Here is a 14,308-nt window from a genome sequence, read left to right as displayed (position 1 = left end):
TTTTATATCTCATTTAAAATCATGAACTTTATGAGAACCAACTAATTAGCCATCTTCTATGAAAACGCATTATGTAGATATTCATTGCCATCCTTCCTTAAAACCCTACAGCAAAAGCTTTAAATACATTCCTCCTAAGCAAAATGCAGAGGATGCTGGACGCAAAAATTCTATTTGGCATTACAGTCCGCCCAACACCTTCGAAAAGTTTATCAATAGAATTGTAACGCTCACCAAATTTAGTCAAACCGATATGACTGCGCTTGCCAAAGCAAATACAAAAGTGGTAGTCGTTAGTTTATATCCCTTTGAAAAGCATTTTTTAAGCAAGCGCATAATTGGCTGGAAAGGGCTTACAGATGTCTTGGTAAATTTAGCTGCCAGCATAAGCCAGTCGCGTATTGATAATGTGATGGCGCATCGAGACTATTTTGAAGATCTACAAGGAGAGTATCGATTTTACAAACAATTACACAATCAAGTACAGCAAATTGATGGGGTATTTTATACCTATCGTTTGGTAAAAGACTTTTCTGAAATTGAAGCCAACTTTGCCCTAGAAACCGATACCAAAAAAATCATCAATATCGTATTGAGTATTGAGGGAGGACATGCCTTAAACACTGGTTTAGAAATGCATCATGACACTGGAAATTCTGTAGAAGTGTTACACAATCTAAACACGATCAAGCAATGGGAATTTCCACCACTATTTATGACCTTTGCGCATCACTTTTACAACGAGCTTTGCGGACATTGTGAAAGTATTAGCATTGGAGCCATAAGTGGCAATCAAACCCGTGGTTTAGATCAAGACATTACTCCTCTCGGACACCAAGTCATAGAAAAACTACTAGACGGCAGCAACGGAAAACCAATACCACTCGACATAAAACACATGAACACCAAGTCGAGAAAAAGTTACTATCATTTGCTTGACACCATCTATGCAGGAGAAAATATACCTGTTATTGCGAGTCATGGAGCCGTGAATGGCAAACGTTCTATTGTACAATGGACCGAATCTGATTTTCCAGAAATCACACCTTTTTTTAACGATATCGATATTAATTTGTACGATGATGAGCTCATTCGTATTGCAAAGAGCAATGGCTTGTTTGGCATACAGCTAGACGAACGGCGTATTGGTAGCAAAAAAGCAATCAAGGAATCTAAAATATGGTTTCCCAATAAGCGAAAGCAGCTCAAAAAGAAATCGCTCTTAGTGTGGCGACAAGTGGAACATAGCGCCAAAGTGTTAAACGCTGCTGGATTGTATTGTTGGGGCATACAAAGTATTGGTAGTGATTTTGATGGCATTGTAAACCCCATAAAAGGACTATGGACCGCAGAAAACATTCAGGATTTAGCAGACGAATTAATCCATCATGCAGAAGCTTTTGTTTCTGAAAATAGAGAAAGTTTGCTCGATTTCAATCGTGTTACTGCAACTTTTATTGTAGCTGCCGTATTGCATCAAAATGCTTTGGATTTTTTAAAAAGAAGTTTTTAAAATATTATTTAGCAGCCATTGCAAACGCATGCTCGTACAGGGCTTCATATTGAGGCACTACCGTTTTGGTGTCAAAACGTTTTGCAGACTTTTTTGCATTGGATTTAAAACGTGCTAGCGTAGCGTCATCTTTTAAAATTTTAATGGCATTTGTAGCCATTTCAGAAATATTTCCAACATCACTTAAATAACCACTTTCTCCGTGAATATTTACTTCTGGTAGTCCGCCAGTATTACTAGATATTACTGGCACACCACTTGCCATAGCTTCTAATGCTGCCAGACCAAAACTCTCTTTTTCTGAAGGCAGTAAAAAGAGATCTGAGAAACACAACATCTTATCCACCTCATTACTGTTTCCAACAAATACTACCTTGTCTGCAATCCCTAAGGATTCTGCTAACTCCTCTGCAGGCATTTTTTCTGGCCCCTCACCTACCATTAGTAATTTAGACGGAATTTCTTGTTGTACTAGGTTAAATATTTTGATAATATCTTGTACTCGCTTTACAGGCCGTAAATTACTCACATGTGTAATAATACGTTCTTCTGGCAATGCCATAAGTTCTCGTTGACATTCGGTGTATGGATTGTGGAAATTTTCAGTATCAATAAAGTTAGGTACTACATTGATGGTATTCTTAATATCGAACAAACGTAGCGTGTCGTCTTTTAAGCTTTGCGATACCGAAGTAACACAATCGCTATTGTTAATACTAAAAGTCACCGCTGGCTTATAAAAAGGATGATTTCCAACCAGCGTAATGTCGGTACCGTGTAAGGTAGTTACCATAGGAATATGAATCCCTTCTTCTGCCAACATTTGCTTTGCCATGTAGCCTGCATAGGCATGCGGAATAGCATAATGCACATGCATCACGTCTATTTGATAGAGCTTTACCATGTCTACCAACTTACTGGATAGTGCCAACTCATACGGCTGATATTTAAACAACGGATATTTGGGCACTGTTACTTCATGAAAATAAATTTTTCTAGAGAGTAAGTCCAAACGCACAGGTTGCTTATAGGTAATAAAGTGAATTTCATGACCCCGTTCTGCCAAGGCAACTCCTAACTCGGTTGCCACTACACCACTCCCTCCAAAGGTGGGATAACATACAATTGCTATTTTCATAAATGCACTTTTCTTTTTATTGCTGAAATGTTATATATCCAATTAGTTTCTATACAAAAATATGGTTTTTAGCTTCATTCTTTTTTGCATCGTCATTAAAATCTAATTTTTAACTAAAGCGTCTTTGCTTCGTTCCAATAGACATCCATTTCGGCTAGGGTCATATCTTTTAACGCTTTGCCTTTGGCTTTTGCTTTTCCTTCTAAGTATTGAAACCTCTTAATGAATTTTTTATTGGTGCGCTCTAATGCGTTTTCTGGATCTATATTTAAAAAACGTGCATAGTTAATCATCGAAAAAAGCACATCTCCAAACTCAGCTTCCATTTTTTGTTGGTTCTTGGCAGCTACCTCCATCTGGAGCTCTGCGAGTTCTTCTTGTAGTTTTTCAAAAACCTGTTCTGGGTGTTCCCAGTCAAAGCCTACACCTGCTACCTTATCTTGGATTCTATTTGCTTTCACCAAAGCTGGCAACGATTTTGGAACGCCTTGTAAAACACTGGTCTTCCCTTCTTTTAGCTTTAAATTTTCCCAATTTTGTTTTACTTCTTCCTCATCGACTACTGTAATATTTCCATAAATATGAGGGTGCCTAGAAATGAGCTTTTCACAAATTTGGTTGGTTACATCTGCAATATCAAAGTCTTTGGTTTCACTGCCAATCTTGGCATAGAATACAATGTGTAAGAGTAAATCTCCTAGTTCCCCTTTTACCTCGTTGAGATCGTTTTCTAGTATGGCATCTCCTAACTCATAGATCTCTTCTATGGTAAGATGACGCAGGGTTTCCATGGTTTGTTTTTTATCCCAAGGGCACTGTTCACGTAGCTCATCCATGATGGTGAGCAATCTATCAAAGGCTTCGAGTTGTTGTTTTCTTGAATTCATAAATCAATAAGTGTGGACTATACTATTTCCGAAGAAATAAAAATACAAGTTGAATGAAAGCATAAAAATACTACTATAAAATGAGCTTGCTACGCGCTTGATTGGTTATTTTTGAAACAGCATTTGGTAGTGTATTTCTGAAATTTTAGAGGGTGCAACCATTGCCTTAAAAGACCAATATCTATGATGGAGAAATTAGAAATTTTAAAAAACAGATCGGAAACACGCATTTTTAAAGCCGTGTTCCCTAATACTACCAATCATTACGACACCCTTTTTGGAGGTACTGCGTTGCATTTAATGGATGAAGCTTCGTTTATCTGCGCTACTCGTTTTAGTCGTAAAAAAGTAGTGACGGTGTCTTCAGATAAGATTGATTTCACCTGCCCGATTCCACAGGGAACCATCGTAGAATTGGTAGCCCGCGTTGAAAAAGTGGGAAGAACTAGTTGTGTGGTGAAGGTAGATATTTTTATGGAAGACATGTACAGTTATGAGCGCAGTAAAGCGGTAACGGGCCATTTTACTTTTGTAGCTATTGGAGATGATAAAAAACCGATTCCAATTGTGGATTGATCTGTTGATGTGTTAATGTGTTGATTTGAAAATTTGAAGATGAACTAATGGATGATTGGTGATTAAAAATTTTAAAATAGTTTCCACTTATAAACATCTCAACATATAAACTATATTTCTTTGAAACTTTGCCCCTTTGATACTTTGCCCCTTTGATACTAAGATACTTTGCAACTCTGTCCCTCAAAAAAACTAAAAAAACCACAACTTCACTGCCATGACACTTACCATCACAATGAGGAAATAACGAACAAACCCATCTCCTTTTTTTACCGATAGGCGGCTAGAAACCCAGGCACCTGTGGCGTTTCCGATGGCTAATATGAGTCCGATTTTAAAATCCACTTTATCATTTAAAATAAAAACCACCAAGGCAGCGATGGTGTAGACAAACACCACAAAGACTTTGGTCGCATTAGACCTCACGAGGCTCATATAATGCGTGTAATGTAAATAGAGTATAATGAGAAATCCGATACCTGCATTAATAAATCCTCCGTAGATACCTAAGAAAAAGAATACGATAATTCCTAACCAGAGGTATTTTCCTGTGAGTCGTTCTTGTAGGTTTTCAAGATTGGTTTTGGGTTTAAAAATGATGATGAGTATGACGGCAACCATAATGGAAGCTAATACCTTATTAAAAATTCGTTCATCAATTTCGACCGCAATTTTGGCGCCGACCAAACTCCCAAAAAAAGCTGCAATCCCTAAGTATAGATTAAAAGGAAAGGTACTCACCCCTTTACTTTTAAAACCTGCGGTTGCAATGGCAGTTTGAATTACAATCGCTACCCTATTGGTTCCATTAGCCAAGGTGGGTGGGAGTCCCATAAAAATGAGTACGGGTAAAGAAAGTAAGGAACCCCCTCCAGCGACAGTATTGATAAATCCTACCACAAAACCAACTAAAATTAACAGCGGATACGCGTACCATTCTTCCATGAGGTAAAGGTACACTCTTTTCTATTCTCTTGTAATTTGACCCATTAGATTCAGATTCAATGAATTACATAAATTTCTTACAAAAAACACTGAAAATCAACAATTTCATGCTTTTAATCGATTTTATTTTTAATTATATCGAAATGTTGTAGGAATAAAATTAAGTGTAATTGTAAGAATTTATATTTGTATCAGATTTTAACCTAAAGACATACCTATGAAACGATTTTTACTAGCTACGCTTTGTATTGCCTTTTTTTCGGCTGCCACTGCTCAAACAGCCCGTGTGCAAATTATACATAACAGTCCAGATGCTGCCACCGAACAAGTTGACTTGTATATCGATGGTGTATTATGGGTAGACAACTTTTCATTTAGAACCTCTTCCCCTTTTTTAAATATTCCACTAGGTAATGATACACAAGTAGCCATTGCCATGTCGAATAGTACCTCTGTTGCCGATGCATTTTACGAGTTACCAGTAGAACTTATTTCTTTTGAAACCTATGTATTGATTTTGAGTGGTATTGTAGATACGGCTTCGTATACAGCAGCACCAGCTTTTGCTATCGAAGTTTTTGAAGGAGGTCGTGACAATGCGGTTGATCCAGCCAATGTAGATGTCGTGATACACCAAGGAAGTCCAGACGCGCCCGTTCTAGATCTTTATGAAATAAGCAACACAGGTTCGAGAAGAATAGTAAATGATGCCAATCACGGAGAGTATTTTGGATACCTAGAAGCCCCAACACAAGATTATGTAATCCAAGTAACCAACGAAGCTGGTACTGAAATTTTGAACGAGTACAGCGTTCCTTTTGAAACGCTAAACCTAGGAAGCGAATCTGTTACGGCTTTAGTATCTGGATTTATGGATACGGCAGCCAACAACAACGGACCAGATTTTGGAATTTGGCTAGCAATGCCAGAAGGTGGAGCTTTATTAGAGTTAGAGAGCACTACTTTAGGAACAGCACAATACACGTTGGCAACAACAAGCCTATATCCTAACCCAGCAACAAATGTTATACACATCGACGGACTAGAAACTAGTAACTACACGGTAACGATTGTAGACATGCTAGGAAGAGCAGTACAAACAACACAAGCAAACAACACCAACGCTACTATACACGTAGGCAACCTTGTACAAGGAACCTACCAATTGGTAGTGACAGATAACGCTACCTTTGTAGGAGCAAAGGCCTTTATCAAGCAATAAAACAACTCAAAAATTAACCGCAAAGAGTCTATCCCCCTGATAGGCTCTTTTTTTATGCTGAAATTTTAGGTGCCAAGCTACAAACGTTGCTTTAAAACACATTTAGGAACCGGATTTAAAAGCTGACCAAAAAATGCTTTAAAAAATTTCAAAAAAGCATTTGAATTTTGAAAAAGGATGGTATATTTGCATCCGCATTCAGGGAATACCTGATAAGGCACTCAAGGAGAAATGGCAGAGTGGTCGAATGCGGCAGTCTTGAAAACTGTTGAGGGTCACACCTCCGGGGGTTCGAATCCCTCTTTCTCCGCTTAGAGCAAAGCTCGATTTTCTGTAAGAAAATCGGGCTTTTTCTTTTCACGCACGTCGCAAACGTAGTTTGTGTAAGTAAGTGGAAAGAAAAAGACCAGATATCACGATAGTGATATCGAGCTTTATTGTAAGGTGCGGAGACCAGGGATCATGAAATAATCCTTATAAAACCTACCTATACCCTGACAAACGTAGTTTGTGTAAGTACCTGGAAAGAAAAAGACCAGATATCACGATAGTGATATTGAGCTCCTTCGTCAAGCTCAGGACAGGTTTATTATAAGGTGTGGAGACCAGGGATCATGAAATAATCCACACAAATCTTATCCAACCCCTAGCAAACGCAGTTTGTGTAAGTACCTGAAAAGAAAAAGACCTGAGACTGCGCCAGCAGAATCGAGCCGCTTCGTCAAGCTCAAGACAGGTTTATTGTAATATTTGAAACCGCAAACTTAAAAAATAGCACCCCTACAGGTACTGACATATTTTCAGAATTTAAAAACGTATCGTTTTAAAAAAACATAAAACACACACAAGAATTCGCAAAAAAACGATCGGTATATTTTGGTATATTTTTTGAATTTATATGTTCGTTCTTAATTATTTAGAGCCTATAATTTATTGTTTAATATTAATTACTAGTACCATGAAAGCACAAGTTATTGATACCGGAGCGATGCATTATAATGACGCTCAAAACCGTTTTAAAATTTCAAAATTAAAAATGAAAGTAAATGAGGACCATCTTCATGTTCAAATACACTCTCCCTTACTTTCTGGACAAAACCACAATATAAAAGTTCAGAAAAACAAGTTACAACTTAAAATTACCAAAGTACCAAAAGCTAGAAAAACAAGTGCAGCTCCTCTTGTTTGCGATTTGTTTTTACCTAAAAAAGGATACAAATTAATCAAGGAAGAGACAGCTTCTCCGGGAGTTATCGCTCTAAAACTAACAAAAGATAGTGAAAGCACTACTACACGTTTTCTGTCAAACCAACATAGTGCCTAATCCTAACATAACAAAAATGAAAATTTCAAAAATTCATATTATTTTGGGGCTCATCACTTTTTTCTCAACACTATTTGGAGCCTCATTAAAAGTATGGAATTACCCATATCACGATGTATTTTTTACGCTAGGTATTATTGGTGTAATTCTTATTATTCTAACATTTTTTTTACAAGGAAATCGTTTCTTAGATGATTGGAGCTAGCAAGATTCAGTAGATAAATGTAAAATGAAAATACTATCGCTGAAATTTTGACAGGGTTACTTAATTGGCATTTTGTTTGAATATCTTAAAACATCTCAAAATGATTTCTTGAGATTTATGAAATATTTTGTTTAACTAAATTCTATAACCATGAACAAATTAGCAACCGTTCAAAAAAATGGAAGTTTGGAAAAAACAGATATGTTTTCAGACTTCCCTACTTGGTCGTCATGGATTGACGGAATGTTTAACAATGACCTTCCTGCGATTCTTATGCCTAATTTTAATACAGGCATGACGCTCCCAAAAGTAAACATACGTGAAACATCAGACGCATTTTTTATTGACATGGCTGTGCCCGGAATGAAAAAAAGTGATTTTACGATCGATCTAGAAAATCTGGTACTTTCAATATCTTCTGAGCATAAAGAAGAGAATCAAACTTCTAACGAAAATTATGCGAGGAAGGAATTTGAATATGCTTCATTTAAACGAACCTTCACACTACCAAAAGGTGTCGAAAGTGACAAGATTAAAGCATCTTATAAAGAGGGTATATTAAGTGTGCACCTTCCAAAGAAAGAGGAAGCAAAACAAAAGCCACCACGTACCATTACAATTTCTTAATTATAAAGCGTGCTACCGCCTTATATTTGGGTGGTAGTGCGTCATTTTTAAATTCTATTACAATGAAAAAGACATATATCATTGCTGCTGGGATAGCATTCCTGGTAAGCACTGGAGTGATGACCTGTGCACACTTTTTAACAGAAAACACAACACAAGAGGTAGCTGTACGTACCATTTCAGAGACAAATAACAAACCATCAAATACGGTGCTTTATGCTGCAAATAAAGACGGAGAGATCGTTCCTTTAGATTTCACAAAGACTACCGAAAAGGTACTAGACGCCGTCGTACACATTAAAGCAAAGCGCAGGTATACTTCCCGAAACGCAAACAACAACCAATACCGACAATTACCAGATCCGTTCAAAGATTTTTTTGAAGGTAGTCCTTTCGGACAATTTTTTCAGCAACCATCACCCCAAGTAAATCCTAAAGGAGAAGAAAACGATGCGCCGCAGCTCATACCCATGGGCACAGGTTCTGGGGTGGTGATTAACAAAAATGGTTATATTATTACCAACAACCACGTTATTAATGATGCAGACGAAATTGAAGTAACCCTGCACAACAATGCAACCTATAAAGCAACAGTTGTAGGGACAGATCCTTCTACAGATCTTGCTTTGCTTCAAATTACAGCAGACAACCTCACCATGGTACCGCTTGTCAATTCAGATGATGTTCAAGTGGGAGAATGGGTATTGGCTGTTGGAAATCCTTTCAGTTTAAATTCGACTGTTACTGCAGGTATTGTTAGTGCGAAAGCCAGAAATATCAACATTAACAAAGATAAGTTTGCAGTAGAAAGTTTCATACAAACCGATGCCGCTATCAATCCAGGAAACAGCGGTGGCGCTCTGGTGAATTTAAACGGTGATCTTATTGGAATTAACACAGCTATCGCTTCCCGAACTGGAACCTATAATGGATATGGATTTGCAGTGCCTAGTAACATTGTAAGCAAGGTCATTGAAGATTTGCTCAATTACGGTGTAGTACAAAGGGGAATGTTAGGCGTAAACATTGCCACCTTAAACAGTGAAATAGCTGCAGAAAAAGAAATTGACTTACAACAAGGTGTTTACATCGCAAATGTGCAAGAGGATAGCGCTGCAGATAAAGCAGGAATTAAAGCAGACGATGTGATTATTGGAGTCGACAACAAAACAGTAAACACCTCGCCTGAATTACAAGAACTAATTGCCAGAAAAAGACCTGGAGATGATGTGCGTATTACATTGATACGAAATGGAAAAGAAAAAGAATATAATGTAACGCTGCAAAGTAATACTGGCAACACGAAAGTCAAGAAAAAAGAGCACCAAGTATTACTTTCTAAACTAGGCGCAAACCTAGAAAAAATTAGTAAGGAGACTGCCAAAAAACAAAACATTGATGGTGGTGTAAAAGTAGTGGCATTGTATGCTGGTAAATTAAGAAAAGACACCCAAATACAGGAAGGATTTATCATTACGCACATAGATGGTAGAAAAGTAACCTCTGTAGAGGATATGTTGGAAATCCTAGAAAAGAAAAATGGAGGTGTTATGATAGAAGGTATTTACGAAAACATTCCAGGCAAACAATACTACGCCTTTGGTCTGGATGCATAGTGTGATTACTTTTAACAGCGAACATCCAAAAAAAAACTTTATACATCCTGTGGAACAACCTTCACAGGATGTATTGTTTGTAATAGAATGTAAGTGAGCACATAGTTTTGTATTTTTATAGCTCAGTATCACACAACCATGAAAAAACTATTATCTATTGTATTGCTACTTAGTAGCTTCTCTTCTTTCTCTCAAGACTACAAACCCTTGTTAGATGGCTATAACGAATGGAAAATACAATACTGCTTTGCTGGAAATTGCTCGCCAGACATTTATTACACCAATGGAGACACGCTAGTGGATGGCATGAACTACAAAGTACTTGATGGCTACCATTACATCTCTAGAGGTTTTTTAGTACGAGAAGATTTACAAGAACGAAAAGTATACCTAAAAACCATTTTACCCAATGGCACTAGAGATTATTTGCTCTATGATTTTTCTTTGGAAATAGGAGATTCTATAGACATGAAAAATCCAATCACACCCTTCTTAGAAAATGCGGGCTATTATGAAGTGCAAAACATTGAGCTCTTACCCTTAGAAGATGGCAATAGCTATAGACATTTCTACCTCGCTCCTGCCGAGTCTAACACGGTGAGTACCAATGATGCTATCTGGGTAGAAGGCGTGGGCTCTTTGTCTTTAATTAATGCGCCCAGTGGCATTCCAGATGTTAATGAAGCCGGCCGTGTAGCCTGTATGTTTAAAGACGGCGTTGCCTACTATACAGACCTCACCATTACCGATGTCTGCGAAGCCAGTATTTTAAACACATCAAGTTTTAATAACAAACCACCCGTATCTCAGGTCATTACCAAAGGCCCACACACCCTAGAAATTACAAACACCAGCAGCCTAGACCGCATTTCCCTCTACTCCCTCAACGGACAAAAAATAGCAAGCTATCCTGTGAATAACCAAAATTCATTGACCCTACAACTAGACCATCTTGCGCCTGGGATGTATGTTGCGTTGTTGGAAGCTGAGAGAAATGTGGTGGGGGTTTTGAGGGTTTTGGTGGGGTGAGTTGGTATAGCCCTAGGACATTCTTTAGTGACGAAAGTTTATTTAATGAGTATCAAAAAATATGACACCTATAGACTTAGAGCTTTACAATGCATTGGACCATATCACAGGAAAATGCTCGCTTTATCTGAAATAGGAATATTAGAAAAAATAGAGCTGCTCTAGGTCGTAGCCCGCAGCGACCCGCAGGCTCGCAAAACGTGAAGCAGCGGTTGTCCCTTAATTATTATAACGGCGATAGCCGACCGCTTTGGTATTTTAAGGGACAAGAGTAGCCGCGTGTGCAAAAGGCGTGAAATGTATGAAATAAAACAAGACACCACTCTTGGATGGTGTACTTCGACTTTACAAACGTTTCAATTATTGTACGCTCAGTATAAACTATAGACGTGCTGGCGGTCCCGACGAGGGCGACCTAAACGGATGTTCAATCTATTCAGCAATTTTAATGGTCGTTTATATACCCTTGTCGAGATGTTTTATGGAAAAAATGGAACAACTGGCGCACTCCTTATTACCTGCCTTCCTAAATTTCAATGGTAGCAAAGTTGGATGTTTAGTTGACTACATATCAGATTGAGAATCACTTTTGGATTTTAAGTATTTGTCAATTTCTTCTTCGAAACTCTGTAAGTCCGATTTTATAACGTCTTTTTCAATAAGAAAGAGTTTCCGGAAGTTTATTAGATGCTTACCTTTAGTACACTTACGAAGTCTCCTTCCTGAACTACAGTAACAATTTTGATGTAATTTGAGTGATTTGTTATCTGAAACTTGTATTAGTGCTTTAGCAACTTGAATAGCATCATCTATCTGTAAAATATCTTTATATGCTTCCATTATTCCTTGCTTGCCGTGGGAATATTCTTGACCAAAGTAATACCCGTTAATTTCAAAAAAAGAATTGTTCTCAAAGTATCTAATAACTATTTCATCAATAAAATCTAGTAACGATTTAATTTTTGTTTTTAGTAGAATTTGTGAAATGCCTCTTGTTGTTAAGCAGCAAGCTTTAGAGTCTGTATAGATATGCCTGTCCATTTTTATAGGAATGCGGCTTCCAACCTCATAAACAGTTGGGAAAAATCTAGGATATCTATCTAAATCAATTCGTACTTCATAGCTATCCCCATCTGGAAGGAATAGCTCACCACTTAGAGAATTGCTCTCTAAATGGTAAACTAAACTTTTATGTTTCGCTAAAACTTCTTTAATTTCGTGATTAACATCCATAAGGCTTCGGCTTTATGGTAGCTGCTTCTAGAGAGTTTTGTAGATGATTGCTCTTCGATGATTCATCTTTATCATCACCTAAAGGAAACCTAGTGCCAAACTGGTTATTTCTAAGTATTTCGGAAGCCTTTTTAAAGTTCTTTTCATCTGAAGCTTTAATACAATCATTTTTTAAACTCTTAAGAGCATTTAGAAAGTTAGATTTTCTAGTTTCACTATAATTTTCAAACACATCATCATTGGATGGTGTTGTGGGACGATAGCACTTGAAACCATTATATTTATTTAGCTCTTCATCTATTGCTATTACCGTTTTTCTGAAGGATTCGTCTAGATTATCAGCATCCACGTAGTTATTAGTTGCCAAAATTGTGAGCTCAAAACCACTCGGTAATTTCAAATTAGTGTTATTGGTTTCTCTGAAATTTTTCCAGGCTTTTAGACAGCGAACAATAGCCTCAAGTCTCGACCTCGTTTTCTTTTTAACATTAAACCATTCGTAAAATTCTTTTGGGTCACTTTCTAACCAACCTTTTGATTTATGGGCTAACTCAATCGTATCATTTTCTTTATAATATATGGGAATATCAATATGATGACCATCTGCAAAAACAACCCTAACACAAGTTGTTTTTCTAATGGAATCTTTACCAGTGTGGTTTTCTGTAGCCTTAAAAATCCAATCGTGCCAGGTATTTATGGATTGCTTCACGTCATCTTCATTTTTATAAATGAAGTATACACCATCATCTAAATCGTATTTTCTTTGGATGTTACCATCAGCATCATAAGTTACTATCGGATTAATAGTTGTATTCATTTCAAAGGAGCCTTGGCTACCAAATTTTGGTTGAATCTGGTCAGACTTATTTTCTTTGAACCATTTCTTAATCTTTTTCCTCAGCTCTTTTCTGCTCTTTTTTAATGAATCTTTTCTACCTTCATTAAGTTTGATTTCTTTATCAAACTTGTTGTATTCTTTATTTAGTACTGCCATTTAATATCTTCTTTTTAGTTCTTTTCCAACAAACTTAGCACTCATTATACCACAGGTTTGAGGATTTTTATTCGTATAATACTTTCCTTTTATAGAGCCGTCAAATAACTCTAGAACATTTGTCCCGTAATGCTCTGGTATTTCTAAAACTGAATTACCTTTATTGTGGTAATTCATAAAAATTGTCATATGTCCGAACTCATCTTTCCGTAGGCTTATAAGTTTACTTTCTGATTCTGATGTATCTCCAGCATTTGCATTGAAATAAGTTTTCAATTTTATTAATGAGCCTGTTTGTTCAATTTCAAGAGCAAATGACCTAGTCTCAGTGGTACCATCTAGATAACTATTAAAGGTGATTTCGCCTTCATAACGTCCCGATACATCTTCTACCCATAGCAACCATTTAAAAGGTTTAAACTTCCAAAGAAATTTATCTATACCTACGATTAAAATACCTAATAGAATTGTGGTCGAAGGGAATTGGTAATAATTTACGCCAATATCATCAACAATTAGTGCTACTATTTGAGGTACTAATGCACTTATAATTGTACCCGTAATAATAATAAATGGTACTATGGCCCCAGGCTTGTAATATTTCAAGTAATTTTTCTCCATATTTTATCCTTTCGATTGTTTTGGGTCATTAGCTCTTGGGTATGTTCTTTCTTCTTGAAAACCACCTTTGTTTTTGTGGATTTTTAAAGAACCACCGCCTTGATTTTTAATAAAATCTCTTGCAGCTTTGATAGCTTCTGTCTTATTAGCATCAATAACTTTTGAAGCGCGTTGTGCGTTCTCTTTTTTTAATTTGTACACGCCATCATCGTGTACCAAATGAAAATTTTCCATTCGTATTTAATTTTAATTATGTGGCTAACGTTTACAGACGATAGACCTAAGCCGCGAAAGGAAAGAGGAAATTTTGTGAAGAGAATATAACACGCTATATTTGCGCCACAAAAAATGAGGTAGTAACCTTTTCGTTTTACT

15 protein-coding genes and 1 tRNA gene are annotated in these 14,308 nt (G+C 36.9%); 9 read left to right on the top strand and 7 right to left on the bottom strand.

Going from position 1 to position 14,308, the window contains the following annotated elements; genetic code table 11:
* The first annotated feature begins 58 nt into the window (after window positions 1-58).
* Entirely contained in the window at window positions 59-1,513 is a 1,455-nt protein-coding gene (locus tag ACY2RS_RS12570; RefSeq protein ID WP_490099011.1) for a membrane dipeptidase, read from the top strand.
* A 4-nt stretch (window positions 1,514-1,517) separates the two neighbouring features.
* Here ACY2RS_RS12570 and bshA read toward each other — a convergent pair whose 3' ends face one another.
* Together bshA and mazG are read right to left on the bottom strand one after the other, a co-directional pair.
* Entirely contained in the window at window positions 1,518-2,651 is a 1,134-nt protein-coding gene (gene bshA, locus ACY2RS_RS12565; RefSeq protein WP_490099010.1) for an N-acetyl-alpha-D-glucosaminyl L-malate synthase BshA, read from the bottom strand.
* 113 nt (window positions 2,652-2,764) lie between these two features.
* A complete protein-coding gene (gene mazG, locus ACY2RS_RS12560) occupies window positions 2,765-3,538 on the bottom strand; it encodes a nucleoside triphosphate pyrophosphohydrolase (RefSeq protein ID WP_490099009.1) in 774 nt (257 codons plus the stop codon).
* A 186-nt stretch (window positions 3,539-3,724) separates the two neighbouring features.
* On the opposite strand from mazG, the gene ACY2RS_RS12555 reads away from it, so the two are divergent.
* Window positions 3,725-4,114: an acyl-CoA thioesterase gene (locus tag ACY2RS_RS12555; protein WP_490099030.1), complete on the top strand. Its 390-nt coding sequence runs from the start codon at window positions 3,725-3,727 to the stop codon at window positions 4,112-4,114.
* Window positions 4,115-4,306: 192 nt separating this feature from the next.
* Here ACY2RS_RS12555 and ACY2RS_RS12550 read toward each other — a convergent pair whose 3' ends face one another.
* Window positions 4,307-5,059, bottom strand: coding sequence for a sulfite exporter TauE/SafE family protein (locus ACY2RS_RS12550; protein ID WP_490099008.1), 753 nt, complete (start codon window positions 5,057-5,059; stop codon window positions 4,307-4,309).
* Between the two features lie 217 nt (window positions 5,060-5,276).
* Here ACY2RS_RS12550 and ACY2RS_RS12545 point away from each other — a divergent pair, with 217 nt between their 5' ends.
* The 7 genes from ACY2RS_RS12545 to ACY2RS_RS12515 all read left to right on the top strand — a co-directional run bounded on the left by ACY2RS_RS12545 (window position 5,277) and on the right by ACY2RS_RS12515 (window position 11,082).
* Window positions 5,277-6,281: a T9SS type A sorting domain-containing protein gene (locus ACY2RS_RS12545; RefSeq protein WP_490099007.1), complete on the top strand. Its 1,005-nt coding sequence runs from the start codon at window positions 5,277-5,279 to the stop codon at window positions 6,279-6,281.
* 225 nt (window positions 6,282-6,506) lie between these two features.
* A tRNA-Ser gene (locus ACY2RS_RS12540) sits at window positions 6,507-6,591 on the top strand.
* A gap of 648 nt (window positions 6,592-7,239) precedes the next feature.
* A complete protein-coding gene (locus tag ACY2RS_RS12535) occupies window positions 7,240-7,605 on the top strand; it encodes a hypothetical protein (RefSeq protein WP_490099006.1) in 366 nt (121 codons plus the stop codon).
* Window positions 7,606-7,621: 16 nt separating this feature from the next.
* The gene (locus tag ACY2RS_RS12530; RefSeq protein ID WP_490099005.1) at window positions 7,622-7,810 is read left to right on the top strand and encodes a hypothetical protein; all 189 of its coding nucleotides are present in this window, start codon (window positions 7,622-7,624) and stop codon (window positions 7,808-7,810) included.
* 150 nt (window positions 7,811-7,960) lie between these two features.
* Window positions 7,961-8,437, top strand: coding sequence for an Hsp20/alpha crystallin family protein (locus ACY2RS_RS12525; protein ID WP_490099004.1), 477 nt, complete (start codon window positions 7,961-7,963; stop codon window positions 8,435-8,437).
* Between the two features lie 62 nt (window positions 8,438-8,499).
* Window positions 8,500-10,053: a Do family serine endopeptidase gene (locus tag ACY2RS_RS12520; protein ID WP_490099003.1), complete on the top strand. Its 1,554-nt coding sequence runs from the start codon at window positions 8,500-8,502 to the stop codon at window positions 10,051-10,053.
* 138 nt (window positions 10,054-10,191) lie between these two features.
* Window positions 10,192-11,082 (top strand): T9SS type A sorting domain-containing protein, encoded by an 891-nt coding sequence (locus tag ACY2RS_RS12515; protein WP_490099002.1) that lies wholly within the window; start codon window positions 10,192-10,194, stop codon window positions 11,080-11,082.
* Window positions 11,083-11,646: 564 nt separating this feature from the next.
* On the opposite strand, the gene ACY2RS_RS12510 is transcribed toward ACY2RS_RS12515, so the two are convergent.
* From ACY2RS_RS12510 to ACY2RS_RS12495, 4 genes are read right to left on the bottom strand one after another with little or no spacing between them, the layout of a single operon-like run.
* Window positions 11,647-12,315 carry a hypothetical protein gene (locus tag ACY2RS_RS12510; RefSeq protein ID WP_490099001.1) on the bottom strand — a complete coding sequence of 223 codons (669 nt, stop codon included), beginning with the start codon at window positions 12,313-12,315 and terminating at the stop codon, window positions 11,647-11,649.
* Complete coding sequence (locus ACY2RS_RS12505) at window positions 12,305-13,312, bottom strand: cyclic GMP-AMP synthase DncV-like nucleotidyltransferase (protein WP_490099000.1); 1,008 nt, start codon at window positions 13,310-13,312, stop codon at window positions 12,305-12,307. Before ACY2RS_RS12505 ends, ACY2RS_RS12510 begins: the two co-directional genes overlap by 11 nt.
* Entirely contained in the window at window positions 13,313-13,933 is a 621-nt protein-coding gene (locus tag ACY2RS_RS12500; protein WP_490098999.1) for a Cap15 family cyclic dinucleotide receptor domain-containing protein, read from the bottom strand.
* Between the two features lie 3 nt (window positions 13,934-13,936).
* A complete protein-coding gene (locus ACY2RS_RS12495) occupies window positions 13,937-14,167 on the bottom strand; it encodes a DUF2188 domain-containing protein (RefSeq protein ID WP_490098998.1) in 231 nt (76 codons plus the stop codon).
* Window positions 14,168-14,308: the final 141 nt, after the last annotated feature.

This window comes from Patiriisocius sp. 208BN25-11 (assembly GCF_058147145.1).
Note: the sequence above shows the minus strand (reverse complement) of the source record. Positions and strands in the feature narration are given on the sequence as shown.

Bases quoted from the DNA above. Each gene is read 5' to 3' on its own strand.
- ACY2RS_RS12530 (WP_490099005.1), top strand. From the start codon at position 7,622: ATGAAAATTTCAAAAATTCATATTATTTTGGGGCTCATCACTTTTTTC.
- ACY2RS_RS12500 (WP_490098999.1), bottom strand. From the start codon at position 13,933: ATGGAGAAAAATTACTTGAAATATTACAAGCCTGGGGCCATAGTACCA.
- ACY2RS_RS12505 (WP_490099000.1), bottom strand. From the start codon at position 13,312: ATGGCAGTACTAAATAAAGAATACAACAAGTTTGATAAAGAAATCAAA.
- ACY2RS_RS12555 (WP_490099030.1), top strand. From the start codon at position 3,725: ATGGAGAAATTAGAAATTTTAAAAAACAGATCGGAAACACGCATTTTT.
- ACY2RS_RS12510 (WP_490099001.1), bottom strand. From the start codon at position 12,315: ATGGATGTTAATCACGAAATTAAAGAAGTTTTAGCGAAACATAAAAGT.
- ACY2RS_RS12535 (WP_490099006.1), top strand. From the start codon at position 7,240: ATGAAAGCACAAGTTATTGATACCGGAGCGATGCATTATAATGACGCT.
- bshA (WP_490099010.1), bottom strand. From the start codon at position 2,651: ATGAAAATAGCAATTGTATGTTATCCCACCTTTGGAGGGAGTGGTGTA.
- ACY2RS_RS12515 (WP_490099002.1), top strand. From the start codon at position 10,192: ATGAAAAAACTATTATCTATTGTATTGCTACTTAGTAGCTTCTCTTCT.
- ACY2RS_RS12520 (WP_490099003.1), top strand. From the start codon at position 8,500: ATGAAAAAGACATATATCATTGCTGCTGGGATAGCATTCCTGGTAAGC.
- ACY2RS_RS12525 (WP_490099004.1), top strand. From the start codon at position 7,961: ATGAACAAATTAGCAACCGTTCAAAAAAATGGAAGTTTGGAAAAAACA.
- ACY2RS_RS12545 (WP_490099007.1), top strand. From the start codon at position 5,277: ATGAAACGATTTTTACTAGCTACGCTTTGTATTGCCTTTTTTTCGGCT.
- ACY2RS_RS12550 (WP_490099008.1), bottom strand. From the start codon at position 5,059: ATGGAAGAATGGTACGCGTATCCGCTGTTAATTTTAGTTGGTTTTGTG.
- ACY2RS_RS12570 (WP_490099011.1), top strand. From the start codon at position 59: ATGAAAACGCATTATGTAGATATTCATTGCCATCCTTCCTTAAAACCC.
- ACY2RS_RS12495 (WP_490098998.1), bottom strand. From the start codon at position 14,167: ATGGAAAATTTTCATTTGGTACACGATGATGGCGTGTACAAATTAAAA.
- mazG (WP_490099009.1), bottom strand. From the start codon at position 3,538: ATGAATTCAAGAAAACAACAACTCGAAGCCTTTGATAGATTGCTCACC.